Origin of the sequence: Symbiopectobacterium purcellii, assembly GCF_019797845.1 — a bacterium.
In the GTDB taxonomy this organism is placed as follows: Bacteria; Pseudomonadota; Gammaproteobacteria; order Enterobacterales; family Enterobacteriaceae; genus Symbiopectobacterium; species Symbiopectobacterium purcellii.
In genome coordinates this window covers 3,486,914-3,511,399 of sequence record NZ_CP081864.1, presented here as the reverse complement: position 1 = coordinate 3,511,399, position 24,486 = coordinate 3,486,914, and the positions used below count along the sequence as shown (strand labels likewise).

The following is a 24,486-nucleotide window of genomic DNA, read 5'->3' as shown; positions in this document are numbered from 1 at the left end:
AGAGGCAGGTAAATGTTTCTTATCACTATCACGGTAAACGAAAATATTACGGCAGAGCAACACGCGTCTCTTTTTCCTCGTCATGCTCAATGGTTTAAAAAATATTTTGATGCCGGTAACTTTCTGATGATTGGACCTTACACCGATTGTGAAAGAGCCGGCGTTATTATTGCCAGTGCCAAAGATCGTGATGAACTTATGGCGCTCCTGGCTGAGGACGCCTATTTTTCCGATCTGGCAAAGTACGATATCTGAGAGTTTTCTCCCAAAATGATCGCGGAAAATCTGCATCAGTTTCAGGCATCCTGAAACAATCGCGCTACAGGTGTGTTGGACTGGCGGTAATCGGCAACGGTTGAAACCCTGAATTAATGAAGGATTGAAAAGATGAATTGGGTACACTTTTTCAGCGTGGTAAAAAGGGTATTTGCCGTTACTTTTCTTTTACTGTTACCGCTGCGTGAAGCGATGAGCAACGAGCAGAGTGTTGTGAAAACACTGGTTATTGTTTCTCATCCTTATCCGGAACGCTCTGTCCTGACGAAGGGATTGCAGGAGGCGGCGGAGCGCGTTGCGGGCGTAACGGTTCGTAATCTTGAGACGATCTATGGTTTTGACACCCGTAGTATCAATGGCGAAGAAGAACGCCGGATTATGCGCGAGCATTCACGCGTTGTTTTTATCTTTCCTACCCACTGGTTTAATATTACGCCCATGATGAAAGCCTGGTTGAACGACACCTGGGGCAGCGTGGGACCCGGCGTGTGGCAGGGTAAAGACATGCTTATTGTTAGCACCGCTGCTGGAGGATCGTCTACTTACGGAGAGGCGGGGAGAATTGGTGTTACGCTTGCGGATGTCTTTTTACCCATGAAAGCAAGCGCTCTGCATGCAGGTATGACGTATCTTACGCCGCTTGTGTTTCAGAATGCCAGCAGCAGCAAGCTGCCTGATTTTCAGCGCCAATTGATTGAGCGCCTGAAAAGGTAGCGGAGGCGATTCTCTCTCGCGCAACGCTCACCTCAGGTGATGCCACCTGAGGTGATTGCGGTGAGCAAAATTTTTCACTGTTTGAAGATTAGCCACGATTCTCTTCAATGTAACGCGCCAAATCCGCCGGGGTTTTCAGCACGGTCGCGACTTCTGTCGGGGGAATCATGCACCCGTAAACGTCCTGCACTTCCAGCACCAGATCTACCGCCAGAATCGAGTCGAGAATATCTGACTCAATCAGCTCATCATGAAAGCCCACTTTGCGGGATAAGACCTTTTCAAACAGCGCGAGAATTTCTTGTTCCATCATTTTTTCCTGGTGTAATTAGTTGGTGCGGGCGTGAGAGTCCAGCAACTTACGATCAATTTTGCCGTTAGGGTTAAGCGGCAATGCATCTTTAATGATAATTTGCGAAGGCACCATGTAATGCGGGATTACCTTCGACAGCGAGGTTTTAATCGCTTCCGGGGCTAAATGCGTCACGCAGAATGCGGCAATGCGTAAAACGCCACCCCATGATTTCATCAACGGCAGAACCACCGCTTCGCTGATATCGGACATCGCCAGCAGTCGATTTTCGATTTCGTTGATTTCAATGCGATAGCCATTGAGTTTAATCTGGCTGTCATTGCGGCCCTGACAGTAAAGCAGCCCATCCACATTTTCGTAGCCCAGATCGCCGGTTCTGTAGCCGCGGAACATTTCGCTTTCCCGATGCAGCAATTTCTCGGCATTCTCTTTTGCCAGCCCGAGGTAGCCGCGCATTACGTTTTTGCCCCAAATAATCAACTCACCATCAGCGGTAATTTCCATTCTGGAATCCGGCATCATTACGCCAATCGGCAGCAAATCGTTTTCGTTGTGCAGGATGTCATCGGTGATTTCGATAACCGTGGTCGCTATGGTGGCTTCCGTTGGGCCGTAAGAGTTAAGGATTTTGGCGTGCGGGAAGCGGCGGCGCAGTTGTTTTACCAGCGCTTTGTTCAACACTTCGCCGATAAACACAAAGACGCTCAGGTCGGGCAAGTAGTCACTGCTAAACTGCGGTGAAAGCAGCCGTTGATAGGCAAAGGAGGGGGTGGAAACCCACACGGAAACGCCGTTGCTTTTCAGGCGGTCAAGCCAGTTTTCTGCGGCAATATCCTCTTTCGCATTCAGCACGATATGCCCACCGGTGGCCAGGTTTGCCAGCAGTGGAATCAGCGAGAGATCGAAGCTGAACACCGCATGGTTCATCAGCACCGGCACTTCCGGCAGCGCAAAATCCTGACGCACCCACTTCATGAAATGCCACAGGCTTTCACGCCCGATTTGCACACCTTTTGGCTTTCCTGTGCTGCCAGAGGTGAACATGATATAGGCGAGATCCTGCTCAACGAGCGCCTGCTCGGGCACGCCCGTGGCAACAAATTGCCGGGTTGCCACGTCATAATAGTAAGGGGCGCTTGCCAGTTGGCAAATCTCCTTGAGCCGTTCTTGTGGGTAGATGCAGTCCACCGGGATATACGGAATGTTGTGCAGCAGGCAACTGTAGATTGCAACGGCAAACTCAGCCTGCTGATGTCCGTAGATCACTATCGGTGGGCCAGCAGACCGCTGGCAGTGGTGGTAGCGTTTTGCCCAGTCTGTGACGGCAACAGAGAGTTGCTGCCAGGTCAGGGCTTCATCACTGCCACTAATCGCCGGTTGCTGTGGGTTGGCCGGGTCGAGTAAGGCCGCACGCAGAAAATCTTGCAGTTCCAGACGCTCGCTGTGTTGGTTCATAGAGGTGACATTCCGCTAAAAATATAGAGGGAGGCCGCGGCGCTTGCTAGCGTCAAAATTCGACCCGTAAACTCACTAACCGGATGGTCTAACCAATTGCTCAGCACCGGGCTGCGTTTCGCCGACCATTGCAGCATATTGTGAGCAACAGAGATGGCGCCAAATAATGCGCCGCTGATGACATAGTGTCGTTCCAGCCCGTTCCACGCCCCCATACAAAACAGGGTGCAGAAAATACCAATATTCTGCGCCAGCGTTTTGTTCTGACGGAAAAAGTCGAGCTTCATCAGATTCATATAAATCGGCATAAAGACCACATCCCTCAGCCATTCAGACAGGCTGATGTGGAAGCGTCGCCAAAAATCCTGCGGGTTCTTTGCCAGAAAAGGCATATTGAAGTTTGCCGGGATATTCAGGCCAAATAAGCGTCCGGCCCCGATAGCCATATTGCTGTAGCCAGCGAAGTCAAAATAGAGGTAAGCGCTGTAGGCCAGAGACATCACCACACCCACGCTTAACGTAAACGGCTGATGGCTCCACGGTTGAACCACCAGCGTATCAATGAGCGTGGCGAATAAGTATTTCTGGATAATACCCGTAAAAATTTGTTCCATGGACAGTAAAAACTGTTCACGGGTAAGTGTAAACACCGGTTTATTAATGTCATTAATCCATGTACGCCAGCGATACATCGGACCTGCCAGGATAATAAATGGCATAAACAGGTAGCAGAAATAATGCAGAAAACGGTGGCCGTCTTTTTTGCTGCGGTAAAGCAGTACGTCAACAGCACGGAAGGTCATGAATGACAAGCCAATCATGTTCCAGTGGTTGTTGAGATCTAATTTCACCAGGAATATAGGAAGCAATGTCAAACTGACGGCCTGCCAGGTTTTTAACCAGCCTTTATCTTTTAATGTGACCAGCAGATAAAACCCAAGAAAAACCGCTACCGGAATGAGGTAATCACCCTGGAAAATATACGCCCAGCCAAAGGCTGCCAGCACAGAAAACGCAGACAAATAGGTCAGCCGATAATGCAATACGCGGTTAACCAGCGCAAACAGTAGTGCTGATGAAAACAGAAGGAAAAAAAACGTTCCGGAGCTATACATCATTTCCCCTTCAGAATTTTTGGTATTCGAAATGCACTTTCAAATCCATGCTGTCATCAACAGAGGTCCACGCAACAACAGTGACCGCCAGAAAGAAATAAAGGAAAAAAAGGCGAAGGGCAGTTTTCATCGTTTAAAACTCTCAGCAATAAAGCGGTCTATGGCAACCCACGCCAGTTCAGTGGGATGCAGACGATCCCAGTTCCAGCCGTTCTGATAGGGCTGGGCATACATATCAAAATAGGGAACCCGATGTTGCTCCAACATCGTTCGGATCTGTTGATCGACGACCTGGAATTTCTCTGAGTTTTTGATCGCCCAAGGGTTAATCGGGTCAACCACCACCACAAACTGGGCGTTGCGCGCTTTCAGCAGTTTGACCGTCGCCCGCAGCGCTTCCAGTTGTGAGGGGATTGCTGGCGCGTTGTCCCACTCATCCGGCGTGTTATCGTCAGCAAAAATTGACTTATCCATCCACATCGTATCAGCGCTTTGCTGGCGTGATTTGTTGAGCTCGCGCGCGTGGGCCAACGCCATATCCCAATCTGGAGTGACGAGGTTGACGGGCTGTTCCGGCCAGGGTTTTTCCGGTTGTGGGGTAATGTTGAGCATTGCCAGCCACTCGTTTTTTACCATCTCGCAGAAATTAGCAAAGAGGTAACTCACTTCCTGCCAAATAATTTCCGGATACCAGCCATAGATTTCCATCTGGCTGAAGGTTAAGTGGCTGATATCTTCTTTATCAATATTGCGTAAGTATTTGACCAGCAAAGGACGCGCCAACATATCTTTCATCAAGGGATTAAACACAGATGAGGGAAAGTTGTTGGCAAAAATGGCTGGAGGAATACCTTCAGAATAAAAAGTATCCGGTGCTAAGATCAGCACAATTTTACTATTGGCGTTAATGTCATTTTTAAAACGCGAGAGCAGTAAAAAATGCGTGATGCTATCGATGTAGCTATCACCGTAAGCCACTAAAGGGCGATGCAACTGGTTATTGAAGTAATTATAAACCGCGTAATGTTCATCTTCGGAAGTAGAAACCTCAGATGCACCGATAAAGAAAATCGCATTGCCCTGTAAAGCATGGGAAATAGTCGCCATGTTTTGCTTGCGTTCCTTTGGCGTTCCTTCCATTGATTTAATCAGCGGTTGGAATGTCAGATCTGGATCAGCGGTTCTCACCAGCGGGGGAACGCTGAGGAACAGGATAGCCAGGATCGCCATCAGGATATGTAGGCAGAAAGTATTTTTGATTTTCATTATATAATTACATGATATTCATTTGTTTAAAGTTTGTTGCTTTATATCTTTATAGGGTGTCGGTTCCTGCGTTTTTTGCATTATATACCAGGCTTATCGGCGATGATGAGCGTTGCTGTGTAACGGTATGTACAGTGTTTGTCCTGCTCACATAATTTGATTAAATGGGCCAAATAATGGGCCTTCACCACGGTTGTTTGTTGGACAACATGCCGTGCGTCGTTGTGATGTTTGAAAATCCTTCTCAAGTATTCCCTCTCCGAAGAGGGAGGATTGTGTTATTTACGGATAACGCCCGTCATTTTAGTGAAGTTAAACCAGTGCCCCGCTTCGGCGGCCATCATGTCGCGATCGCGTATGGCATAGGGGTGGGAGCACGCCAGCCATGCTTGCCAGGCCTGTTCGCAACGGGCGCTCTCGGTGCATTCCGCTATCTGCAAATAGGCGCTTTGCTGCCAGAGTTGCCGCCACCAGTCGACGGTAAAGAAGTTCATACTAGACTGCCAAAAGGGGACCAGTTCAGGAGGAACACCGCGAACGAAAGGCCTTTGTAAACCCGGAACAACGATCGCGACGCGGCCACCGGGTTTGATCCACGGCGCAAGGTGGCTGTCGAAAAAGGCTGAGCTGGCGCCAAAGTAGTGGTAGGCATCAATATTGAGCAGCGCATCGAAGTGGTTTTCGGGAAACGGCTTTACCGTGGGAAGGTCGGCAACATCCATATGTAATGGGGTTATCCGGTTGGACAATCCATATTCACTGAAACGGCGTGCGTTATCTTCGGCAGCAATCCATAAATCCATTGCGACCACTTCAACACCATAATGGCTTGCCAGATAGAGGGAGGTCAGGCCAGTGCCGCAGGCTAAATCGAGCACCCGCATTCCGGGTTTTAACGCCAGAGCGTCGCTGACTTCTTCTGCCAGCAGTAGCGCGCTTGGCCCCATCAAATTGGCATTGATAAATTCAGGCGAAAACAGTGGGTTCATGATCCACTCCTTAGCGATTGTCTGATTGGGCGCGGACGTTTCTCAGCCCGGAGGTATTTATGCGATACGGCTGACCCTGCACAGACTTGATCAGCTTTTTGGTTTTGAGTTTTTTGAAAACGGCGAGCGTGCAATCACTCAGCAGCAAACCTTCGCGGCTGTAGCATTCGACGGCGGTGATACGACCAGACGTGTCGCGGACGTGAGCAATGCGTCCTCCTTTGGCGAGAACGTGCAGCGTCCGTTGTTCCTGACGGGATAAATTCATGCTGGAAACCTGTTAATCATCATAGGCAAAACGTGCAAACACCTTGCGGTGTCCGCATTCGATTTCAGCGCAGTGATAATCAGCCCGGCCTGAATAGGGTCGGCAAACTGATTATCGGATGATTACATTCTCCAGCATCAAAGCCTCGGTGAGCGTCGATAGGACATTACCGTTAAAGCATAGCACGCACGCTTTGTAAGGAAATAAACAAGCCTGAAAAGTGTGATTCGGAAAAGCATTATCGCTACTTTCCCGGTTGTCAGCGCAGAGAAACCAGGCACATCGCCATTATTTCTTGGGTGTTTCGGCAACCCGATGCGCTTTTACGTAGTCGAGAAAAGCCCGTAGCGGGCCCGGCATATATTGTCGATTCGGGTAGTAAAGTTGCAGGCGGGGGAATTCGGGTAGCCATTTCTCCAGCACCGGCACCAGTGCGCCGTTTGCCAGATGTGTTTTCACCTGGTCATAATACAGGTAACCCACACCAGCGCCGCACAATACGGCTTCGAGCGTCGAGTCCATATCATCCAGTATGATGCTACCGACCGGCGCAATCTCCACCTTTCCCTCCGGGCCTTCAAATTCCCAGTGATAGATACGACCGCTCTGTAAACGAAAAATAATGCTTTGGTGATTCACCAGATCGTGTGGATGCATCGGGGCAGGGTGGTGCTCAAAGTAGTCGGGCGTGGCGACCACAACCCGTTTGATTTTTGGGCCAATCGGGAGAGTGATCATGTCCTTTTCAACGGTAGTATCCAGGCGGATCCCGGCATCAAACGATTGTTGAACGATATCGACGAGTTTGTCGTCAGTGGTGATCTCTACTTTGATATCGGGATACTGACGGCTAAACCCAGCGATCATCGGCATCAGCACCAGACGTGAGGCTAATCGTGAGGCGTTGATTCTCAGCGTACCCATCGGCGTGTCGCGAAAGCAATTCATCTCATCGAGCAGGGTATCGAACTCGTCAAACACCGGACGCAGACGCTCAAAGAGATTAACCCCTGCCTCCGTTAACGCCACGCTGCGCGTGGTGCGGTTAAACAGACGAACTTTTAACCGCTGCTCCAGTTGCTTAACGGCATGACTAATGGCTGAAGGGGAAAGCCCTAACTCGTTGCCCGCTCCCCGAAAACTTTTGTGACGCGCGACGCTAATGAACGCGGTGAAGTCGGAAAAGTTAAGCTGCATTAGTGAAAATCCTTCATCAACCCATCTCAAATACTACGTTTTACAGAATTATCTCCCTTCCGTAAAGTAGTCGTCACTCCTTCATAAGATAGGGTTAACAGCATGAAAAAAAACAATATGTATATTATCTGGTCCCATCCGCGCCGTGATTCTTTAACCGCGCAGGTGGTGCAGGAAATTCAGGGGGAAGCGGTGCGTCAGGGGATTAATGTTTCCACGCTTGATCTCTACCGCAGTGGGTTCGACCCGGTGCTCAGGGAGGACGATGAGCCGGACTGGAACAATCCGCAGAAAAGCTATTCGCCAGAAGTGCATCGCCTGTTTGGTGAACTGGAAGATAAAGACACGTTGGTATTGGTGTTTCCGGTGTGGTGGTATGGTTTTCCCGCCATGCTTAAAGGCTATCTGGAACGCGTTTGGAATTACGGTTTGGCCTACGGAGAAGACAGTGTGCTGAAGCACAAAAAAATTCGCTGGCTGGCACTGGTTGGCGGTTCTCAAGCTGGGTTTATCAAATTTGGCTGGGAAAAGAATATGACCGACTACATCAAGGGCAGTATGGGGTATTTGGGCGTTGAGGACGCAAACATCGATTTTCTCTATAACACTATCGGTGTTGAAGAGGGGATTGACGATCGTGAAGGCCATTATCAGCAACTTTTCACTCAGGCGCGTAGCCTTGTTGGTTCTGTGCTGGAGTGAGGTGTGCAGGCACGAAAGTGCCTGACGTGCTGACAAATGTTTTGGCAATCACCTAAAATGACGAAGATGCTATTAAGGGAAGAATATGAAGATTCGTCATTCAGCACGCGCGTTACTCATTGATAACGATAATAATGTCTTACTTTTTAAGTTCAGATTCAACACTATCAAAGACAATATCAATGCCAGTATCAAGGCGTTTTGGATCACGCCCGGTGGCGGATTGGAAGGGAATGAAACCTTTGAGCAGGCGCTTGCCAGAGAGTTGATGGAAGAAACCGGCTTAATCATAAAAGAGAAGCCAGCGTGGGTGTGGTCAAGAGAGGTGGTTTTTGAGCGCAACGGCAGCCCGTTTATCAGCCATGAACGCTATTACCTGGTTAATGCCAGCTGTTGCGAGAGTGGCGAGCCGAATCTGAGTGAGAATGAAAAAAGCGATCTGCTGCAAAAACGCTGGTGGAGCATCGATGAGATGCTGGCCTCAGAAGCCGCGTTTCGGCCTGTTTGCTTAGCTCAGGAACTACACCGCATTCTGTTGAACGGTATTCCGTCGTCGCCCAGGGTTATCCCTTGAGGTTGTGTGGGGCGCCTTATCCGCCCCGTCACGTCAACCATTGCCATTTTCGCGCCTGATTCACCGCCTGAATGCGGCCATTTACCTGAAGTTTTTCATAGAGCTGTTTCAGGTGCCATTTTACCGTTTCCGCTGAAATGCCCAGTGTGCGGGCGATCTCTTTGTTTGAAAAGCCATCTGCGATCAGTTGCAATGTCTGGTGCTCGCGCTCGGTTAGCCGTGACGCCATCGGCGAGGTGTTTTCAGGCAGAGAAGGGGCAAGCGTGGCCCATAATGCGGCTATTGCGCGGTTGAACATCGCATCCGACGTCTGCTGTTGATGAATATGATGCAATAGTGCCAGCAATTCCGGTCCTGCATCCAGCAGGCTGCGATGCAGATGTTGTTTAACCGCGCACAGCATTGCCGGTTTGCACACCGTTATGGCTTGTTCAGTTTCTCCGGTACGCCATAGCACGACCGATAGCAACAGCCTTGAACGCGTGGCGGCAAGCGACTCGCCGCAGCGCTCTTGTTCGAGCATGATGGGGTGAAGCACCTCTGCTGCCATCACCAGATCGCCTGACGCAATCAGTAAGCGAGCCCGACTCTGTTCACTATACCAGCGCAGAGCGTCATTTTGTTCTCCGGCCATGTCTTCGATCAGTCGCTGTAACTGGCTCAGCAACTGAGCCGCTTCTGCGTTATCTCCAGACTGGAGCCGGAAAGTGATGCGCTGTGCTAACAGGGAAACCCGAGCGTGTCGCCATCCTCGCTGAAGCGTCAGGTTTTCAGCGTGCAACAACAGGGCGTTAGCCTCTTCCTCCCGACCGGTTAATTGAGCCTGTTGTGCCAGCACGAGGTAACAGCGGCTGAAACCATCGGGGGGCAAACGTCGTCAATCATTTGCAGACGCGGCGTCAGCAGGGCAGTGATACGTGCTACATCCCCTTGCTCCCAGGCGATCTCTGCCAAAAGCGGGGCCAGTGTGGCACTGCTGCTGGAGTAGGGACCGGTTAACGGTTCTGCGCGTTGCAATGCCTGTGACGCGTGGCGCTCTGCATCCCCGAGGTTGCCCTGTCGCAGAAGCCCTTGGGCGATGACATAGGCGCGATATACCTCAACAAAAAGATTGCGGTTTGCCGTTTTGGTGTGGGTTATCAGGGCTTGTACATCCAGTGCGCGCTGGGGGCGCGCGTTTGCCAGATGGCAATAGCTCAGGATGTTGCACACCAGACCATCCACCCAGATATCCCCGCAGGGAACCTCGCGCAGCAAGGGCGCAACCAGCGTCATGCTGTAGGCAATGTTTTCCGCGAAGGCTTTGCAGATGGCACGCACCACGCGTAATCTTAACCACGTGGTGTGGTCCAGCGCGTCTGGATGATTAGTCACAAACGTTTCAATGGCATCAAGCAGTTGGCGGGCATCGTTAAACTGAAAATGGTGAGATAAAGCCCATGCCAGATTGATTTGCAACGCGATACGTGACGGTTCGACATTAGCCGGTAAGTAGCGAATCCAGCGCACCAGCGTGTTAATGTCTCCCTCCTCAGCCAGCGATTGCGCGCCAGCTTCAGCATGCGGGGTGCCCGGTTTTCCCGCCGCCAGCGCATGGCGTATCGCTTCCGCCCAGAGCTGTTGAGCGGCAAACCAGTTACCGGCGCGTTCATGTAACCGGTGGACAGTATTACCCATGCGATGTTGCAGACGACGTTGTAGCGCATCACGCATCAGAGGATGGTAACGAAACCAGAATCCGGCTTCATCCAGGGTGGAGAGAAACAGGTTATGTTGCGCTATCCAGGTCAGCATCGCCTCGCCGTTATGGTATCCGGTGACCGCATCGCACAGATCGGGATGGAGACGGTTAAGCATCGAGGTTTGCAGTAGAAAATCCAGTACATCAGGGGGGGAGGGGGGCAAAAATCACTTCCTCCATATACCGGCTTATCGACCGTGAATTGGCATTCAGATATCTCAACCCATAGTGCGCGGGGGGAGTGTCACCCAGCGACAATGCGGCCATTTTCATGCCGGCAATCCAGCCTTCGGTCACAGCGATCGCCTGCTGTATCTCTTGTTGTTTTAGCAACGTAGTGGCTGATTGCGCAAAGTAGCTGCTGGCTTCGTCGAGGTTGAAACGCAGTTCATCGTGGTAAATTTCAACCAGCTGGTCTTGCACCTGAAGTCGGCCCAGTGCTACCGGCAGTTGGCTGCGGCTACCAATGATCACATGAAGGGATGCCGGAGCATGAGTAAGAAGATAACTCAGTCCATCGTGAATATCCGGGTGACTGATGCTCTGGTAATCGTCAAGGATGAGGTAGAGCGGATGTGGGCAACCGTGTAATTGATTGACCAACTCCGCGACAAACAGCGAAAAATCGACGGGGACATCGCCCTGAAAATAGCGTTGAAACGCCGTGCTCCAGCCGTGATACAGCGGCCGCAGCGCCTCCAGCAGATAGCGGGAAAACATCAGCGGAGTATTGTCATCGTCTTCAAGACTGAGCCATGCCAGCGCATCCCCCTGCCGCTGTCGATGCTGATACCACTGGGTTAACAGCGTTGTTTTGCCAAACCCCGCAGCGGCACACACTAGCGTTAGGTTGCTGGAAAGTGCACGATCAAGGCGTTGCAGCAAACGCTCGCGCTGTAATAACGCGCCAGGCGATCGCGGAGGCGTAAACTTGGTGAGAATGAGCGGTAGCTTGCGTGTGAAGTGAAAAGGTTCTTGGGTAACCAATGTTGCAGAGGATGTCTGCACCGGGGGCAAAAACGCCATACTGCCGCTACCTCATTATATCGTCAGTGATCTGAGTGTACCGAAGGACAGCCGGTAGAACCACGTTTACTGATTGATAATCGTGGCACTCTTCCCTTTTTCTCTCTCATTGCCCCCCCAACAGTGGGGGTAGGCCATGCTTATGCGTGCCTATAAAGTAAATCATCTTGTGCATTGTTAATCACGACGAGGTGAATACAGAGTATGGCTATCGAAAATAAAGTCGCGTTAGTAACCGGTGCTGGACAGGGTATCGGTCGAGGTATTGCTCTGCGTCTGGCTAAAGATGGCGCATCTGTGATGCTGGTGGATGTCAGTGCTACCGGTATTGAGGCCGTAGCCGCCGAGGTGGCCGCATTAAGGCGTAAGGCGGCGACGTTTGTCGCTGATATTTCCGATCGCGATCAGGTGTATGCCGCTATCGATCAGGCTGAACGCCAACTGGGTGGTTTCGATATTATCGTCAACAATGCAGGCATTGCTCAGGTGCAGCCATTGTCCGATGTAACACCGGAAGAAGTCGATCGCATTATGCGCATCAACGTTCAGGGCACGCTGTGGGGGATTCAGGCTGCGGCGAAAAAATTCATTGAACGCCAGCAGAAAGGCAAAATCATTAATGCCTGCTCCATTGCCGGGCACGATGGTTTTGCGATGTTAGGTATCTATTCTGCGACAAAATTCGCTGTGCGCGCGTTGACTCAGGCTGCTGCAAAGGAATATGCCAGCCGCGGCATTACGGTAAACGCCTATTGCCCGGGCATTGTCGGGACGGGAATGTGGACAGAAATCGATAAGCGGTTCTCTGAAATTACCGGTGCCCCTGTCGGTGAAACCTATAAAAAATATGTTGAAGGTATTGCGCTCGGTCGTGCTGAGACGCCGGATGATGTCGCCAGTCTGGTCTCCTATCTGGCAGGGCCCGATTCAGACTATGTCACCGGCCAGGCCATTCTGATTGATGGCGGGATTGTTTACCGTTAAGCCATGTTACCCGAGTCGCCGTGTGCTCAATGCGGCTCGGGACATTCCCTTCCTTGTTTGCCTTCTCTCACGCCACAAACCCTCGCTTTTTACTGATTGGTATTTATGATGATGCTTTTGCGGTTGATGCAAACGGCCAGCCATACGCGTTGCTTTCGGCGCAGGGCTATCCGTAAAAGGAAAGGAATATGGAGACACATCATCAGTCTCTGGTGGAATGGTTGCCGGGCTTTTTTCAACAATGGTCAGAAAATGCGTTAGCGCTCAATGCGCCCACAACCACTGAAAAAATAGACATCGATATAGGTCAGCTCATGACCTTTTTTAGTCGCTTATCAACGCCGCTTCAGGCCGTACAGCATCGTGTGTTGTCTTTTGATCCCTGGGCGATTGCGGGATTAAAGCGCAAGGAAGTGCGTAATTCAGCGGTGCTGGCCTGGCTGCTCAACCCGCAAGGGTCGCACGGTTTTGGTGCTGTTCCTTTATATGCCTTGCTGGCCTCAATACGCACAGCAGAAAATCAGGCGTTTCCTGCTGCGTTTACGCGCTTTTGCCGCGTGCGGGTTGAATCCAATCCGAACGGTGACAGTAAAAATCGGGTTGATATTGAGATTGATGCCGATAATTTCTTCGTTTTGATCGAAGTGAAGATCGACGCTTTCGAGCAGCAAGAACAAATCGAGCGCTACTGTCTGGAGGCTGAAAAGCGTGCGACAAAAAAGCGTCCTTGGGGCGTGGTGTTTTTAACGCCGCAGGGTAGACAACCTAAGAGCATGAGTGCGGATAATCCCCATTTTATTTCTTGTCTGTCGTGGCGCGATCTTGCGACACGTTTTGAAGAACCCATGTGGGCGGATTACCGCAAAGTGGGCACTCTGCATGAAAGCGCCTCTATGAGGCAAATGGCGGCGCATTCTGCTTTTTGTTTTCTTGAACGTATGCGTAATTTTTAATCAAAGGGAAGATCAATGACATCAACGACTAAGGAAAAACGGTTGGCAGGAACCCTCATTTTATCGCAGTTCAAGATGTTTAATGAGGCTGTTGTGGTTTTTGAAACGCAAATAGAACCTGCTTTTTGGCAAGGATTTGACCACTGTATTCAGCGTTTCATCAAGGATAATGGCTGGGAAGGCGAAGTCGGTATGGTGCAAAAGGGATTCAGCTGGTTGGGACCTAAAGCATGGAAATCAGAAGACGACGATTGGAAATATTGGTTTGAAACGCATACCGCTGGGGGCGATGGTGCTGATTATCGTTTGGCGACTATCGCTGGGGTGGGGACAGAACAGGCCGAGTTCGGTTTTTGTTTCGAAATAAGACCGCGCCGTTTTGGTGGTGCAAAAAAACTGGGTGCCTATATCAATGCTCTCGATCCCAAATGTCGCGAGCAACTGATTGGTATGGATTTTGAAGATTTAACCAAAGGAAATTACTATCTGCCCGTTACCGTGGATATCAATCTGGTGACCGAATGTTGGCAAGAATACGGTGAGTTTCCCGAAGATCATGAAGTTTTTAATAATCTCAGTGCCGCTTTGGAAACATTGGGGGAAGCCATTTTCATTTTTGATGAGATGTTTTCCGCTTTTGCTGAATCTGATGAGTAATGCCTGTATTCGGGTAATGATGCCTTCTCGTGCCGGTATCACGTTGGTATGTTTCACTTTTCAGTTCATGAGGCACTCGCCGGCGCTTCCCTGTAGGCTCCGGCCTGCATATAACCGATACGATCGCTCATCATCATCGCTTCTTGCTCGCTGTGCGTGACCATCAGGGCCGTTTGTCCTGATGCCTTGAGGATGTCACGCACGTCCTGCCCCAGCCGTTGACGCGTCTCGGCATCCAGGCTGGAAAATGGCTCATCCAGCAGCAGAATGCTGGGCTCTGGCGCCAGCGCGCGAGCCAGGGCGATACGCTGCTGCTGGCCACCGGACAGCTCATGAGGATAACGCTCTGACAACGCGCTTAACCCAACGAGCTCCAGCAGTTCACGCACACGGGACTGTATGACGGCGCTTGGCTGTTTGCGCAGCCCAAAAGCGATGTTCTTTGCCGCCGTCAGATGAGGAAACAGGGCATATTCCTGAAACACCATGCCGACGTGGCGTTTTTCCGGCGGCAGATGAATGCCCGGCCCGGCAACGCAGGTGCCCGATACCTGAATACGGCCTGCGCTCAGTGGTTCAAATCCGGCAATCGCACGTAATACGGTGGTTTTTCCACTGCCGGATGCCCCCAACAAACACGTGAGTTCACCCGCCTGCACCGTGAGCGAAAAACCGCTGAGGACATGATGTTGCTGTTGTCCATGTCCGTAGGCAACATGGATGGCTTCCAGAACCAGTGTGGCGTCAGACATGTCGCGACGATTCTCCTTGATAAGCGGTGTTGTTCTGTTGCGGTTCGTGAGGTTTGCGCGCGGTGCTGAACTGGCTGTGCGCCAGCAAAATCACCGGTAGCGTGCCTGCCAGCACAATGAGCAACGCGGCAATCGCCCCTTCTTCGTAAGTGCCGCGTGCCGCTTCGGCGTACAGCACGGTTGCCAAGGTTTCGAAATTGACCGGTCGCAGCAGTAACGTTGCGGGTAACTCTTTCATCGCATCCGCAAACACCAACAAGGCGCTGGTGACCAACGCCGGGCGTAATAACGGCAGATGCACACGAAAAAAGGTTCCGGTGGTGTTCTCACCTAACAGGCGTGACGCTTGTTCCAGCGCGGGAGACAGGCGCGTCAGGCCAGCATCCGTGGCGCCGATGGCGATAGTCTGGAAACGAATCGCGCAGCAGACAACCAGCAGCATGCCACTCGATAGCAAGGGCAACCCCTGATACGCCAGCAGGCTTGCCAGCCATTTATCCACGGCCAGCCCGGGTGTCAGTAACCCTATTGCCAGTACGGTGCCCGGCACCGCGTACCCAAGAGAGGCAACGCGCAGCGCTGCGCGGCGAAAGCCACCGCCTTGTGAACGGATGGCGGAATGGCGAGCAAACCAGGCGACAATCATGCCGGTGATCAACACCGTGAGCGTGACGCCGAGCGCCAGCAGCAGCGAGTTTTGCAGGGACAGCCACAGCCCGTGGGAAAGGGGCGTCTCTTGATGCAGTCGTTTAGCACTCTCCCACGCGAGAAACAGTGCCGGGGCGATAAAACCGAGTAGCACGGGTAAGGCCGTTAGACTAAAGACCAGCATCCCCTTTACGCCCGATAAGCGTATTGGCGTTACCGTGCGCTGCGAGCGGCTGCTGCCGTAGCGCTGGCGGCGGCGACCATAATATTCCAGCGTCAGCAGTAGCATCACGCCCATCAGCATTAACACGGCAATTTGTGCCGCGGCCGGTAAATCAGAGCGCGTCACCCAGGTGGTATAGATGGCGACCGTTAGCGTATTGACGCCAAGAAATTCGGATGCACCGATATCATTGAGCGTTTCCAACAGGGCCAGGCTGACGCCCACGGCAAGGGCTGGCCGCGCCATCGGCAGCGCGACGTGCAAAAATGCCCCAGTCGCACTCCTGCCCAATGTGCGCGCCGCTTCCAGCAAATGGGCTGGCTGACTGATAAACATGGCGCGCATGGTGAGGTAAACGTAAGGATAGAGCACGATGCCCAACAGGATAATGGCGCCGGTCATGGAGCGAATATCTGGCAAACGAAACTGGCGTGGGCTGTCGTAGCCGAGCAGGGCACGCAGTGCGGTCTGAACCGGGCCGATAGGGTGCAGCAGATCCAGCCAGGCGAAGGCCACGATATAGGTTGGCATAGCCAGTGGCAACAACAGTGCCCAACTGAGGATGCGCCGCCCCGGGAAATCATACAGGGTGACCAGCCAGGCACAGCCAGCGCCGATGACGGTCACCAGCACGGCAACACCGACTAACAGAATAGCCGTGTTACGCGCCGCGACAGGCAGCACATACTCAAACAGGTGTGCCCAGTGGCTGAAATCCGTGTCGGCCGCTAGCCAGAGCAGCGACAGGATAGGCATCAGCACACCGAGCGCAATGGCACAGGTGATGATGCCGAGCGGTGAAAACGGTGCGCGCAGCGTATCGAACAGGCTGCGCGTCACCGCTGCATCGTGGTGCTTATTGATCAAAGCCAACTTTATCGACCAACTGGCTGGCTTGTTTACGGTATTTCACGATATCGGTTAATGGCAGGGGATCGACGTTCAGTTCACCAATGGTGTCACGAATAATCGGGTCCAGCTCAACGCCCTTGCGAACCGGGTACTCATAGTTGGCCTTGGCATAGAGTTGCTGGGCCGGTGCTGACACCAGATATTCCAGCAGTTTCACTGCCTGCGCCTTATTTGGTGCATAACGGCTGACCGCTGCGCCGCTGATATTGACATGGGTACCGCCTTGCTCGAAGGTCGGTTTCACGACTTTGATCGCATCGCCCCATTGGCGCGCATCCGTACCCTCTTTGGCGTTCTTCATGTGGCCGACATAGTAGGTGTTGGCCAGACCGATATCACAGATGCCGCCAAGAATATCGCGTGCCACATCACGATCGCCGCCGGTGGCTTTGCGTGCCAGATTGGCTTTGACGCCGCGCAGCCATGCTTCCGTTTTGGCTTCACCGTGGTGCGCGATCATGGCCGCAATCAAGGCCGTATTGTACGGATGCTGTCCGGCGCGGATACACACTTTGCCTTTCCACTGTGGATCGGCCAGCGATTCATAGGTGAAGCTGTTGAGCGGCAGCGATTTTTCCGCATACAGCACGCGACCGCGCATAGATAAGCTGAACCATTGATCGTCGGCACCGCGCAAGTTGGCCGGAATGGCGGCTTCCAGCGCTGCCGATTTCACGGGCTGCGTCACGCCGGCTTCGACCAGATCCACCAGATTACCAATATCGACGGTCATCAGCAGGTCCGCCGGGGAGTTTTGCCCCTCGGCTTTGACTCTCTCGAGCATGCCATCTTTGATAAAAACCGTATTGACCTTCACGCCACTGTCTTTGGTAAAGGTATCCAGCAACGGCTGAATAAGGCCCGGCTCGCGCGTGGTGTACAGCGTTAATGACTCTTCAGCCAGAGCGGGAGCGGCGTAAGCGGCCAGCAGCGCGGAAGCCAGCACCAGACGACGTAGACCGCGACGGGCAGAGGAAAGCAGGATAGCCATATTATTATCTTCTCCAGAGTAAAAACCTTAGTATTTATAGGGAATTATCACGTGGTGAAACATTTTCTAATGGGAATCAAAATATAGATGATAATCAGTCTCGTTTTCAACTCATTAATGCGCAATGCGCGGGAGGATGCGTAGAGTCTTGATGCATGACAAGGCGGAGTCGGTATCACTCTTTTTATAATCTCGCCCGTTTCTCCTCTCACTGGTGCGAATTATGTCTTTCCAACTCAATCTGAACTGGCCCGAATTTTTAGCCAATTACTGGCAAAAAAAGCCGGTTGTATTAAAACGCGCGTTCCCTGATTTCGTCGACCCGATCACTCCCGACGAGCTGGCTGGCCTGGCGATGGAACCTGAGGTGGATAGCCGACTGGTGAGCCATAAAAATGGCCAGTGGCAAGCCAGCAATGGGCCGTTTGAGCATTTTGATGACCTGGGGGAAACCGATTGGTCGTTGCTGGCGCAGGCGGTCAACCATTGGCATGCACCGTCAGCGGAACTTGTTCGCCCGTTTCGGGTGCTGCCGGACTGGCGGCTGGACGATCTGATGATCTCTTTCTCCGTGCCGGGCGGCGGCGTTGGGCCGCATATCGATCAGTACGACGTGTTTATCATTCAGGGCATGGGCCGTCGTCGCTGGCGCGTAGGCGATAAGCTCCCTTTGAAACAGCATTGCCCGCACCCGGCGCTGCTGCACTGTGAGCCGTTTACGCCGATCATCGATGTCGAAATGGAGATTGGCGACATCCTGTATATTCCGCCGGGCTTCCCTCATGACGGCTTTACCTTTGAGACCACACTCAATTATTCCGTGGGTTTCCGTGGACCGAATAGCCGGGATTTGATCAGCAGTTTTGCCGACTATGCGCTGGAAAACGATCTTGGCAGTGAGCACTACAGCGATCCGGATTTAACGCTGCGTGAACATCCTGAGTGCGTTGAAGCGCACGAGTTGGAACGTTTACGCACCATGATGATCGAAATGATCAACCAACCGGACGATTTTAATCACTGGTTCGGCCGTTTTATCTCCACACCGCGCCATGAACTGGATGTTGCACCGGTGGAGCCGCCTTTCGAACAAAGCGAAGTGGTCAACGCTCTGCTCGACGGTGAAGTGTTAACGCGTCTCAGCGGTTTGCGGGTGTTGCGCGTGGGCGATAGCGTGTTTATCAACAGCGAAAAGCTGGAAATGCCCGATGCGCAGGTGGCGGACGCGTTGTGCCATTACACTGAAATCACCCGTGAAACCTTGGGTGATGGACTTCAGAATCCAGCGGTAGTTGCTGAACTGACGGCGCTGATTAATCAGGGGTACTGGTACTTCGACGAGTAATGATGACGTTAGCGCCCTCGCACGGTCTTGCCCGGTGAGGGCGCTACCCATCGCCGAAAGCGGACCCGGCGTGCCAAAGACCGGAAGAACAGGCCAGTATTTTGCATGACAGATAACGGCTGTTTTTCATTCGCGACAAAGGAGCTTTCGATGAAAACTGTGGTTGTTTTTCGACATGTGCCTTTTGAAGACCTGGGCACACTGGGCGATACGCTTCATGAATGTGGTTATCAGTATCACTATATCGATACGCCCATCACCGCTTTGGCGACGTTCGATCCTCTGCACGCCGATGTGTTGATTGTGCTGGGGGGGCCGATCAGCGCCAATGATGAAACGGGTTACCCCTTTTTGAGCCAGGAACTGGCGATTATTCGGCAACGGCTGGCGCAGCAGCGCCCGGTGCTGGGTATTTGCCTGGGGGCTCAATTGATGGCACGAGCGCTTGGCGCCCGCGTGGCACCGATGGGGGTGAAAGAGATTGGTTATGGCCCCATCCAATTGTCGTCAGCGCCGCAAGCCGCTGTGTTGGCTCCGCTATCGGATATTCCTGTGTTGCACTGGCACGGCGATCGCTTTGAGATTCCGGATTCAGCGATACGGCTGGCGGGCAGCCAGGTATGTGATAATCAAGCCTTTAGTTTGGGTAAACATGCACTTGGCCTTCAGTTCCATCCTGAGGTGAGCCAAACCGGACTGGAAGGGTGGTTGGTTGGGCACGCCTGTGAGCTGGAATTAGCCGGACTTTCATTGGGCGAGCTGCGCCAGCAGGCGGCGCACGCTTCCGCGTCGTTGGCGCTGGCGGCACAACAGGTGATGACGCGCTGGCTGGATCAGCTGCACACCTAAAATTTCCATTGCCGAACATCTCGCTGGTAAAAAGTTCATTAATGAACAGCCAGCGGGAATATCATCTTTCTCTGTCTCTCATTGTTATCGCATTATTCCTTCTGCCAATAAAAAATAACTGCAATAAATTCAGCCGATAGGCTCAAATCGGTCGCCGATTTTAGTGCTTTTTCTCCTTTATTTCTCTGAGTGGCCCCGGTTTTGCAATTTCTTCCTGGCATACCCAGTGATACTTACTCAATGTTTTTATTTATGGGAGAGAAAGAATGACGCGTAAATTGGCTATTTATGGTAAAGGGGGGATCGGTAAATCGACCACCACACAAAATACGGCAGCTGCTTTGGCCTATTTCCATGGCAAAAAAGTCTTTATTCACGGCTGCGATCCTAAAGCGGATTCAACGCGGCTTATTTTAGGGGGGAAACCGCAAGAAACATTAATGGATATGTTACGCGATCAGGGTGCTGAAAAAATTACCAATGAGATGGTGGTAAAAACCGGCGTGTTTGATATTCGCTGCGTGGAATCAGGTGGTCCAGAGCCTGGCGTTGGCTGTGCCGGACGCGGCGTTATTACCGCTATCGATCTGATGGAAGATAATAAGGCCTATACAGACGATCTGGACTTTATCTTCTTTGATGTCCTGGGGGATGTGGTGTGCGGCGGGTTTGCCATGCCTATCCGCGATGGGAAGGCACAGGAAGTGTATATCGTCGCTTCCGGTGAAATGATGGCCATTTATGCTGCCAATAATATTTGTAAAGGGTTGGTGAAGTACGCCAAACAGAGTGGCGTTCGGCTGGGAGGTATTATTTGTAATAGCAGGAATGTGGACGGTGAAAAAGAGTTCATCGAGGAATTTACCGCCGCCATTGGTACCAAAATGATCCATTTTGTTCCGCGTGACAATATTGTTCAGAAGGCTGAGTTTAATAAGAAAACGGTCACGGAATTTGATTCAGCGGCGAATCAGGCACAGGAATACCGAGAGTTGGGACGCAAGATTATTGAGAATGATGATTTTGTCATACCGACACCGTTGTCCATGGATCAATTGGAAAAAATGGTTGTGAAATACGGAATGATGGATTAATTCCGCGCACTGCCATATTCCCTTATTCGCTGCCGTTATTCTGCCTTGCCCTTATGGGAGAAAAATTATGCCGTACCATGAGTTTGAATGCAGTAAATGCATTCCTGAACGTAAACAGCATGCCGTGTTGAAAGGTGAGGGTGAAGATATCACCTCTGCGTTGCCGCAGGGATATCTCAACACCATCCCGGGCACCATTTCAGAACGAGGTTGCGCATACTGTGGGGCCAAGCATGTGATTGGCACACCGATGAAGGATGTTATTCACATCAGTCACGGCCCTGTCGGGTGCACCTATGATACCTGGCAGACCAAGCGCTATATCAGTGATAACGACAACTTCCAGCTGAAATATACCTTCGCGACCGACATGAAAGAAAAACACATCGTGTTTGGCGCGGAGAAGGTGCTGAAAAAGAACATCATTGAAGCCTTTGATGCGCATCCTGCGATCAAACGCATGACGATCTATCAAACCTGCGCTTCGGCGCTGATCGGTGATGATATTGCTGCGATCGCGCAGGAAGTGATGGATGAGCGCCCCGATGTCGATATTTTTGTCTGCAACTCACCCGGGTTTGCCGGGCCAAGTCAGTCTGGTGGTCATCACAAGATTAATATCGCCTGGATCAATCAAAAAGTGGGCACGGTTGAACCGACCATTACCAGCGATTACGTCATCAACTATGTGGGTGAATATAACATTCAAGGCGATCAAGAGGTGATGGCGGATTATTTCAAACGCATGGGGATTCAGGTGCTCTCTACCTTTACCGGTAATGGTTCCTATGATGACCTGCGGGCGATGCACAAAGCGCACCTGAATGTGCTGGAGTGCGCCCGTTCAGCGGAATACATCTGTAATGAGTTACGGGTGCGTTACGGCATACCGCGTTTGGATATTGATGGTTTTGGTTTTGGCCCACTCTCTGATTCGCTGCGCAAGATTGGTTTGTTTTTTGGCATTGAAGACCGGGCACAAGCCATTATCGACGAAGAGGTGGCCCGCTGGAAACCCGAACTGGAGTGGTATAAGGCGCGTTTGCACGGGAAGAAAGTCTGTCTGTGGCCTGGAGGTTCCAAGCTGTGGCACTGGGCGCACGTTATCCATGAAGAGATGGGCGTGGAAGTGGTCTCGGTATACACCAAATTTGGTCATCAGGGCGATATGGAAAAAGGGATTGCACGCTGTGAAGCCGGGGCGTTGGCGATTGATGATCCCAATGAACTGGAGTCACTGGAGGCCATGTATACCCTGAAGCCGGATGTGATCTTTACCGGAAAACGGCCCGGTGAAGTGGCGAAGAAAATTCGGGTGCCCTACCTCAATGCCCACGCTTATCACAACGGCCCTTACAAAGGGTTTGAAGGCTGGGTGCGTTTTGCGCGGGATATTTACAACGCCATTTATTCGCCGATTCATCAGCTCTCGATGCTGGATATCAGTGAACATGCGATCCCAGCCGATCGCGGTTTTGCTACGGCACGGATGATTTCGGATACCGCGTTGAGTGAAGACATCCGTCAGGATCCCAACTTACGGGAGTATACCGGCGGCTTTGACAGCGTGACCAAATTACGTCAGCGCGAATACCCCGATTTTTCCCAAGACAAGCCGCAGCGACAGGAGGCGGTATGACCCAGGAACAACAGGTTGAAGCGCTGGTGGATTACATCATGAAGCACTGTCTGTGGCAGTTTCATTCCCGCAATTGGGATCGGGAAAAGCAGAACGCTGGTGTGTTAGGTAAAACCCGACAATTGCTGTGTGGTGAAGCGGTAGATCTGTCAACGCCTGCCGATCGCTGCTACTGGGCGGATGCGGTGGTGCTGGCCGATACCTGGCGTAAGCGTTTCAAGTGGCTGGCGGAGATGCCCACTGACGCTATTGCCACGCTCATGCACGCTTTACATCAGCGTCTTGATTATTTAACCATTACCGGTTCGTTGAATGCCGAACTGACCGACCAGCGCTATTAATGAGGTTAGCCATGTCCTGTGAACTGAAAGCGAAAGATCGCACGGGGGTCATCAACCCCATTTTTACCTGCCAACCGGCAGGGGCACAGTATGTGAGTATCGGCATCAAGGATTGTATCGGTATTGTGCATGGCGGTCAGGGATGCGTGATGTTTGTCCGTTTGCTGATTTCTCAGCATCTGAAAGAGAGCTTTGAAATCGCTTCATCCTCGGTACATGAAGACGGAGCGGTGTTTGGTGCGCTGGATCGCGTAGAACAAGCGGTCGACGTTTTACTGATGCGTTACCCTCACGTCAAGGTTATCCCAATTATTACCACCTGTTCCACAGAGGTGATTGGCGATGATGTGGACGGCGTGGTGCGCAAGCTCAACGATGGGTTGCTTAAAGAGAAATACGCCGGTCGCGAAGTGCATCTGATTCCTATCCACACGCCAAGTTTTGTGGGCAGCATGATCAGCGGGTACGATCTGGCGGTACGCGATATCGTTAAGTATTTTGCCCGAAAAGGGGAGCCTAACGGCAAACTCAATCTGATTACCGGTTGGGCGAACCCCGGTGATGTGACGGCGTTGAAACATCTGCTCTCGGAGATGGCGATTGATGCCACTGTACTGTTCGAGATTGAAGATTTCGACTCACCGTTGATGCCATCCGGTAATACCGTGTCACACGGCAATACGACCATCGCTGATTTGACCGACACGGCCAATGCCAGCGCGACGCTGGCACTCAATCGCTATGAAGGGGGCAAGGCGGCGAATTATCTGGCAGATAAGTTCCAGATCCCGACCCTTATTGGCCCGACGCCGATAGGTATTCGTAACACGGACACGTTGTTGCATAACCTGAAAACCCTGACGGGAAAACCCATTCCGCCTTCACTGGTGCGGGAGCGTGGGATCGCCCTGGATGCCCTGACAGACCTGGTGCATATGTTTCTTGCCGACAAACGGGTAGCGATTTACGGCAACCCCGATTTGGTGATCGGGCTGGCGGAATTTTGTCTCGATCTGGAAATGAAGCCTGTGCTGTTGCTGCTGGGCGATGACAATGCCGGGTATGTCAACGATCCCCGCATTCACGCGCTGCGCGATGGGGTGTCCCATGATATGGAGATCATTACCAATGCGGATCTGTGGGAGATGGAGCAGCGTATTACCCAAAACGATCTGCAATTGGATCTGATCCTCGGGCACTCTAAAGGCCGTTTCACCGCGATTGATAACCAGATACCCATGGTCAGAGTCGGTTTCCCTACCTATGACCGGGCGGGACATTACCGCCATCCGGTTGTCGGGTACGCCGGGGCTATCTGGTTGGCGGAGCAAATGGCAAACAGCCTGTTTACCGACATGGAATACAAAAAGAACAAGGAGTGGTTGCTTAACGTCTGGTAAGTCGGCGGTTTCCGTTCTTGCGACATGTCATCAGGCACCGGGAATCGGTGCCCTGTTCGGGA

26 protein-coding genes are annotated in these 24,486 nt (G+C 52.0%); 13 read left to right on the top strand and 13 right to left on the bottom strand.

The features are described 5' to 3' along the window. The first annotated feature begins 12 nt into the window (after positions 1 to 12). Complete coding sequence (locus K6K13_RS16465) at positions 13 to 255, top strand: YciI family protein (protein ID WP_222157953.1); 243 nt, start codon at positions 13 to 15, stop codon at positions 253 to 255. Positions 256 to 387: 132 nt separating this feature from the next. Further along, the gene (locus tag K6K13_RS16460) at positions 388 to 990 is read left to right on the top strand and encodes an NAD(P)H-dependent oxidoreductase (RefSeq protein WP_222157952.1); all 603 of its coding nucleotides are present in this window, start codon (positions 388 to 390) and stop codon (positions 988 to 990) included. An 88-nt stretch (positions 991 to 1,078) separates the two neighbouring features. On the opposite strand, the gene K6K13_RS16455 is transcribed toward K6K13_RS16460, so the two are convergent. The 7 genes from K6K13_RS16455 to K6K13_RS16425 form a co-directional block, all read right to left on the bottom strand. After that, positions 1,079 to 1,300: an acyl carrier protein gene (locus K6K13_RS16455; protein ID WP_222161142.1), complete on the bottom strand. Its 222-nt coding sequence runs from the start codon at positions 1,298 to 1,300 to the stop codon at positions 1,079 to 1,081. Positions 1,301 to 1,318: 18 nt separating this feature from the next. Continuing rightward, entirely contained in the window at positions 1,319 to 2,758 is a 1,440-nt protein-coding gene (locus tag K6K13_RS16450; RefSeq protein ID WP_222157951.1) for an AMP-binding protein, read from the bottom strand. Beyond that, entirely contained in the window at positions 2,755 to 3,873 is a 1,119-nt protein-coding gene (locus K6K13_RS16445) for an MBOAT family O-acyltransferase (protein ID WP_222161141.1), read from the bottom strand. Before K6K13_RS16445 ends, K6K13_RS16450 begins: the two co-directional genes overlap by 4 nt. A gap of 126 nt (positions 3,874 to 3,999) precedes the next feature. Continuing rightward, positions 4,000 to 5,139, bottom strand: coding sequence for a D-alanyl-lipoteichoic acid biosynthesis protein DltD (locus K6K13_RS16440; protein WP_222157950.1), 1,140 nt, complete (start codon positions 5,137 to 5,139; stop codon positions 4,000 to 4,002). A gap of 278 nt (positions 5,140 to 5,417) precedes the next feature. Next, on the bottom strand, positions 5,418 to 6,128 hold the full coding sequence (locus tag K6K13_RS16435) for an SAM-dependent methyltransferase (protein WP_222157949.1): 711 nt from the start codon (positions 6,126 to 6,128) through the stop codon (positions 5,418 to 5,420). 10 nt (positions 6,129 to 6,138) lie between these two features. After that, on the bottom strand, positions 6,139 to 6,396 hold the full coding sequence (locus tag K6K13_RS16430) for a YjhX family toxin (RefSeq protein ID WP_222157948.1): 258 nt from the start codon (positions 6,394 to 6,396) through the stop codon (positions 6,139 to 6,141). 288 nt (positions 6,397 to 6,684) lie between these two features. Beyond that, complete coding sequence (locus tag K6K13_RS16425; protein ID WP_222157947.1) at positions 6,685 to 7,593, bottom strand: LysR family transcriptional regulator; 909 nt, start codon at positions 7,591 to 7,593, stop codon at positions 6,685 to 6,687. Between the two features lie 102 nt (positions 7,594 to 7,695). On the opposite strand from K6K13_RS16425, the gene K6K13_RS16420 reads away from it, so the two are divergent. Both K6K13_RS16420 and K6K13_RS16415 read left to right on the top strand, forming a co-directional pair. Continuing rightward, the gene (locus tag K6K13_RS16420; RefSeq protein ID WP_222157946.1) at positions 7,696 to 8,295 is read left to right on the top strand and encodes an NAD(P)H oxidoreductase; all 600 of its coding nucleotides are present in this window, start codon (positions 7,696 to 7,698) and stop codon (positions 8,293 to 8,295) included. A gap of 85 nt (positions 8,296 to 8,380) precedes the next feature. Further along, the gene (locus tag K6K13_RS16415) at positions 8,381 to 8,869 is read left to right on the top strand and encodes an NUDIX hydrolase (protein WP_222157945.1); all 489 of its coding nucleotides are present in this window, start codon (positions 8,381 to 8,383) and stop codon (positions 8,867 to 8,869) included. 28 nt (positions 8,870 to 8,897) lie between these two features. On the opposite strand, the gene K6K13_RS23820 is transcribed toward K6K13_RS16415, so the two are convergent. From K6K13_RS23820 to K6K13_RS23810, 3 genes are read right to left on the bottom strand one after another with little or no spacing between them, the layout of a single operon-like run. Continuing rightward, entirely contained in the window at positions 8,898 to 9,707 is an 810-nt protein-coding gene (locus K6K13_RS23820) for a LuxR C-terminal-related transcriptional regulator (protein ID WP_252120328.1), read from the bottom strand. Beyond that, a complete protein-coding gene (locus tag K6K13_RS23815) occupies positions 9,683 to 10,774 on the bottom strand; it encodes a tetratricopeptide repeat protein (RefSeq protein WP_252120327.1) in 1,092 nt (363 codons plus the stop codon). Before K6K13_RS23815 ends, K6K13_RS23820 begins: the two co-directional genes overlap by 25 nt. Further along, the gene (locus K6K13_RS23810; RefSeq protein ID WP_252120326.1) at positions 10,755 to 11,636 is read right to left on the bottom strand and encodes an AAA family ATPase; all 882 of its coding nucleotides are present in this window, start codon (positions 11,634 to 11,636) and stop codon (positions 10,755 to 10,757) included. Before K6K13_RS23810 ends, K6K13_RS23815 begins: the two co-directional genes overlap by 20 nt. A 204-nt stretch (positions 11,637 to 11,840) precedes the next feature. Between K6K13_RS23810 and K6K13_RS16405 the strand changes: the two genes are divergently transcribed. The 3 genes from K6K13_RS16405 to K6K13_RS16395 all read left to right on the top strand — a co-directional run bounded on the left by K6K13_RS16405 (position 11,841) and on the right by K6K13_RS16395 (position 14,230). Next, entirely contained in the window at positions 11,841 to 12,620 is a 780-nt protein-coding gene (locus K6K13_RS16405; protein WP_222157944.1) for an acetoin reductase, read from the top strand. Between the two features lie 188 nt (positions 12,621 to 12,808). Then, entirely contained in the window at positions 12,809 to 13,573 is a 765-nt protein-coding gene (locus tag K6K13_RS16400; RefSeq protein WP_222157943.1) for a PDDEXK-like family protein, read from the top strand. 15 nt (positions 13,574 to 13,588) lie between these two features. Further along, the gene (locus K6K13_RS16395; RefSeq protein ID WP_222157942.1) at positions 13,589 to 14,230 is read left to right on the top strand and encodes a hypothetical protein; all 642 of its coding nucleotides are present in this window, start codon (positions 13,589 to 13,591) and stop codon (positions 14,228 to 14,230) included. A 65-nt stretch (positions 14,231 to 14,295) separates the two neighbouring features. Here K6K13_RS16395 and K6K13_RS16390 read toward each other — a convergent pair whose 3' ends face one another. Genes K6K13_RS16390 through K6K13_RS16380 form a run of 3 tightly spaced genes read right to left on the bottom strand, consistent with a single transcriptional unit; the run spans position 14,296 to position 17,756 of the window. Continuing rightward, positions 14,296 to 14,982 (bottom strand): ABC transporter ATP-binding protein, encoded by a 687-nt coding sequence (locus K6K13_RS16390; protein WP_222157941.1) that lies wholly within the window; start codon positions 14,980 to 14,982, stop codon positions 14,296 to 14,298. Next, positions 14,975 to 16,726: an ABC transporter permease gene (locus tag K6K13_RS16385; protein WP_434064582.1), complete on the bottom strand. Its 1,752-nt coding sequence runs from the start codon at positions 16,724 to 16,726 to the stop codon at positions 14,975 to 14,977. Before K6K13_RS16385 ends, K6K13_RS16390 begins: the two co-directional genes overlap by 8 nt. Further along, positions 16,710 to 17,756, bottom strand: a complete 1,047-nt coding sequence (locus K6K13_RS16380; RefSeq protein WP_222157940.1) for a Fe(3+) ABC transporter substrate-binding protein — start codon at positions 17,754 to 17,756, stop codon at positions 16,710 to 16,712. The genes K6K13_RS16385 and K6K13_RS16380 overlap by 17 nt, the downstream gene beginning before the upstream one ends. Before the next feature lie 223 nt (positions 17,757 to 17,979). Between K6K13_RS16380 and K6K13_RS16375 the strand changes: the two genes are divergently transcribed. From K6K13_RS16375 to anfK, 6 genes are all read left to right on the top strand, one after another. After that, complete coding sequence (locus K6K13_RS16375; RefSeq protein WP_222157939.1) at positions 17,980 to 19,101, top strand: ribosomal protein uL16 3-hydroxylase; 1,122 nt, start codon at positions 17,980 to 17,982, stop codon at positions 19,099 to 19,101. A 150-nt stretch (positions 19,102 to 19,251) separates the two neighbouring features. Continuing rightward, positions 19,252 to 19,950, top strand: coding sequence for a glutamine amidotransferase (locus K6K13_RS16370; protein WP_222157938.1), 699 nt, complete (start codon positions 19,252 to 19,254; stop codon positions 19,948 to 19,950). 266 nt (positions 19,951 to 20,216) lie between these two features. Continuing rightward, the gene (gene nifH / locus K6K13_RS16365; protein WP_222157937.1) at positions 20,217 to 21,044 is read left to right on the top strand and encodes a nitrogenase iron protein; all 828 of its coding nucleotides are present in this window, start codon (positions 20,217 to 20,219) and stop codon (positions 21,042 to 21,044) included. A gap of 67 nt (positions 21,045 to 21,111) precedes the next feature. Beyond that, a complete protein-coding gene (gene anfD / locus K6K13_RS16360) occupies positions 21,112 to 22,683 on the top strand; it encodes a nitrogenase iron-iron protein, alpha chain (RefSeq protein ID WP_222157936.1) in 1,572 nt (523 codons plus the stop codon). Beyond that, the gene (gene anfG / locus K6K13_RS16355; protein ID WP_222157935.1) at positions 22,680 to 23,024 is read left to right on the top strand and encodes a Fe-only nitrogenase subunit delta; all 345 of its coding nucleotides are present in this window, start codon (positions 22,680 to 22,682) and stop codon (positions 23,022 to 23,024) included. Before anfD ends, anfG begins: the two co-directional genes overlap by 4 nt. An 11-nt stretch (positions 23,025 to 23,035) precedes the next feature. Next, positions 23,036 to 24,424: a Fe-only nitrogenase subunit beta gene (gene anfK, locus K6K13_RS16350; RefSeq protein ID WP_222157934.1), complete on the top strand. Its 1,389-nt coding sequence runs from the start codon at positions 23,036 to 23,038 to the stop codon at positions 24,422 to 24,424. The last annotated feature ends 62 nt before the right edge of the window (positions 24,425 to 24,486 follow it).

Excerpts from the sequence above, each read along its gene's own strand:
- K6K13_RS16420 (WP_222157946.1), top strand. The coding sequence starts at position 7,696 with ATGAAAAAAAACAATATGTATATTATCTGGTCCCATCCGCGCCGTGAT.
- K6K13_RS16460 (WP_222157952.1), top strand. The coding sequence starts at position 388 with ATGAATTGGGTACACTTTTTCAGCGTGGTAAAAAGGGTATTTGCCGTT.
- nifH (WP_222157937.1), top strand. The coding sequence starts at position 20,217 with ATGACGCGTAAATTGGCTATTTATGGTAAAGGGGGGATCGGTAAATCG.
- K6K13_RS16380 (WP_222157940.1), bottom strand. The coding sequence starts at position 17,756 with ATGGCTATCCTGCTTTCCTCTGCCCGTCGCGGTCTACGTCGTCTGGTG.
- anfK (WP_222157934.1), top strand. The coding sequence starts at position 23,036 with ATGTCCTGTGAACTGAAAGCGAAAGATCGCACGGGGGTCATCAACCCC.
- K6K13_RS16375 (WP_222157939.1), top strand. The coding sequence starts at position 17,980 with ATGTCTTTCCAACTCAATCTGAACTGGCCCGAATTTTTAGCCAATTAC.
- K6K13_RS16435 (WP_222157949.1), bottom strand. The coding sequence starts at position 6,128 with ATGAACCCACTGTTTTCGCCTGAATTTATCAATGCCAATTTGATGGGG.
- anfD (WP_222157936.1), top strand. The coding sequence starts at position 21,112 with ATGCCGTACCATGAGTTTGAATGCAGTAAATGCATTCCTGAACGTAAA.
- K6K13_RS16450 (WP_222157951.1), bottom strand. The coding sequence starts at position 2,758 with ATGAACCAACACAGCGAGCGTCTGGAACTGCAAGATTTTCTGCGTGCG.
- K6K13_RS16395 (WP_222157942.1), top strand. The coding sequence starts at position 13,589 with ATGACATCAACGACTAAGGAAAAACGGTTGGCAGGAACCCTCATTTTA.
- K6K13_RS16445 (WP_222161141.1), bottom strand. The coding sequence starts at position 3,873 with ATGTATAGCTCCGGAACGTTTTTTTTCCTTCTGTTTTCATCAGCACTA.
- K6K13_RS16415 (WP_222157945.1), top strand. The coding sequence starts at position 8,381 with ATGAAGATTCGTCATTCAGCACGCGCGTTACTCATTGATAACGATAAT.
- K6K13_RS23810 (WP_252120326.1), bottom strand. The coding sequence starts at position 11,636 with ATGGCGTTTTTGCCCCCGGTGCAGACATCCTCTGCAACATTGGTTACC.
- anfG (WP_222157935.1), top strand. The coding sequence starts at position 22,680 with ATGACCCAGGAACAACAGGTTGAAGCGCTGGTGGATTACATCATGAAG.
- K6K13_RS16400 (WP_222157943.1), top strand. The coding sequence starts at position 12,809 with ATGGAGACACATCATCAGTCTCTGGTGGAATGGTTGCCGGGCTTTTTT.
- K6K13_RS16430 (WP_222157948.1), bottom strand. The coding sequence starts at position 6,396 with ATGAATTTATCCCGTCAGGAACAACGGACGCTGCACGTTCTCGCCAAA.
- K6K13_RS16455 (WP_222161142.1), bottom strand. The coding sequence starts at position 1,300 with ATGGAACAAGAAATTCTCGCGCTGTTTGAAAAGGTCTTATCCCGCAAA.
- K6K13_RS16370 (WP_222157938.1), top strand. The coding sequence starts at position 19,252 with ATGAAAACTGTGGTTGTTTTTCGACATGTGCCTTTTGAAGACCTGGGC.
- K6K13_RS16425 (WP_222157947.1), bottom strand. The coding sequence starts at position 7,593 with ATGCAGCTTAACTTTTCCGACTTCACCGCGTTCATTAGCGTCGCGCGT.
- K6K13_RS16440 (WP_222157950.1), bottom strand. The coding sequence starts at position 5,139 with ATGAAAATCAAAAATACTTTCTGCCTACATATCCTGATGGCGATCCTG.
- K6K13_RS16465 (WP_222157953.1), top strand. The coding sequence starts at position 13 with ATGTTTCTTATCACTATCACGGTAAACGAAAATATTACGGCAGAGCAA.
- K6K13_RS16405 (WP_222157944.1), top strand. The coding sequence starts at position 11,841 with ATGGCTATCGAAAATAAAGTCGCGTTAGTAACCGGTGCTGGACAGGGT.
- K6K13_RS16390 (WP_222157941.1), bottom strand. The coding sequence starts at position 14,982 with ATGTCTGACGCCACACTGGTTCTGGAAGCCATCCATGTTGCCTACGGA.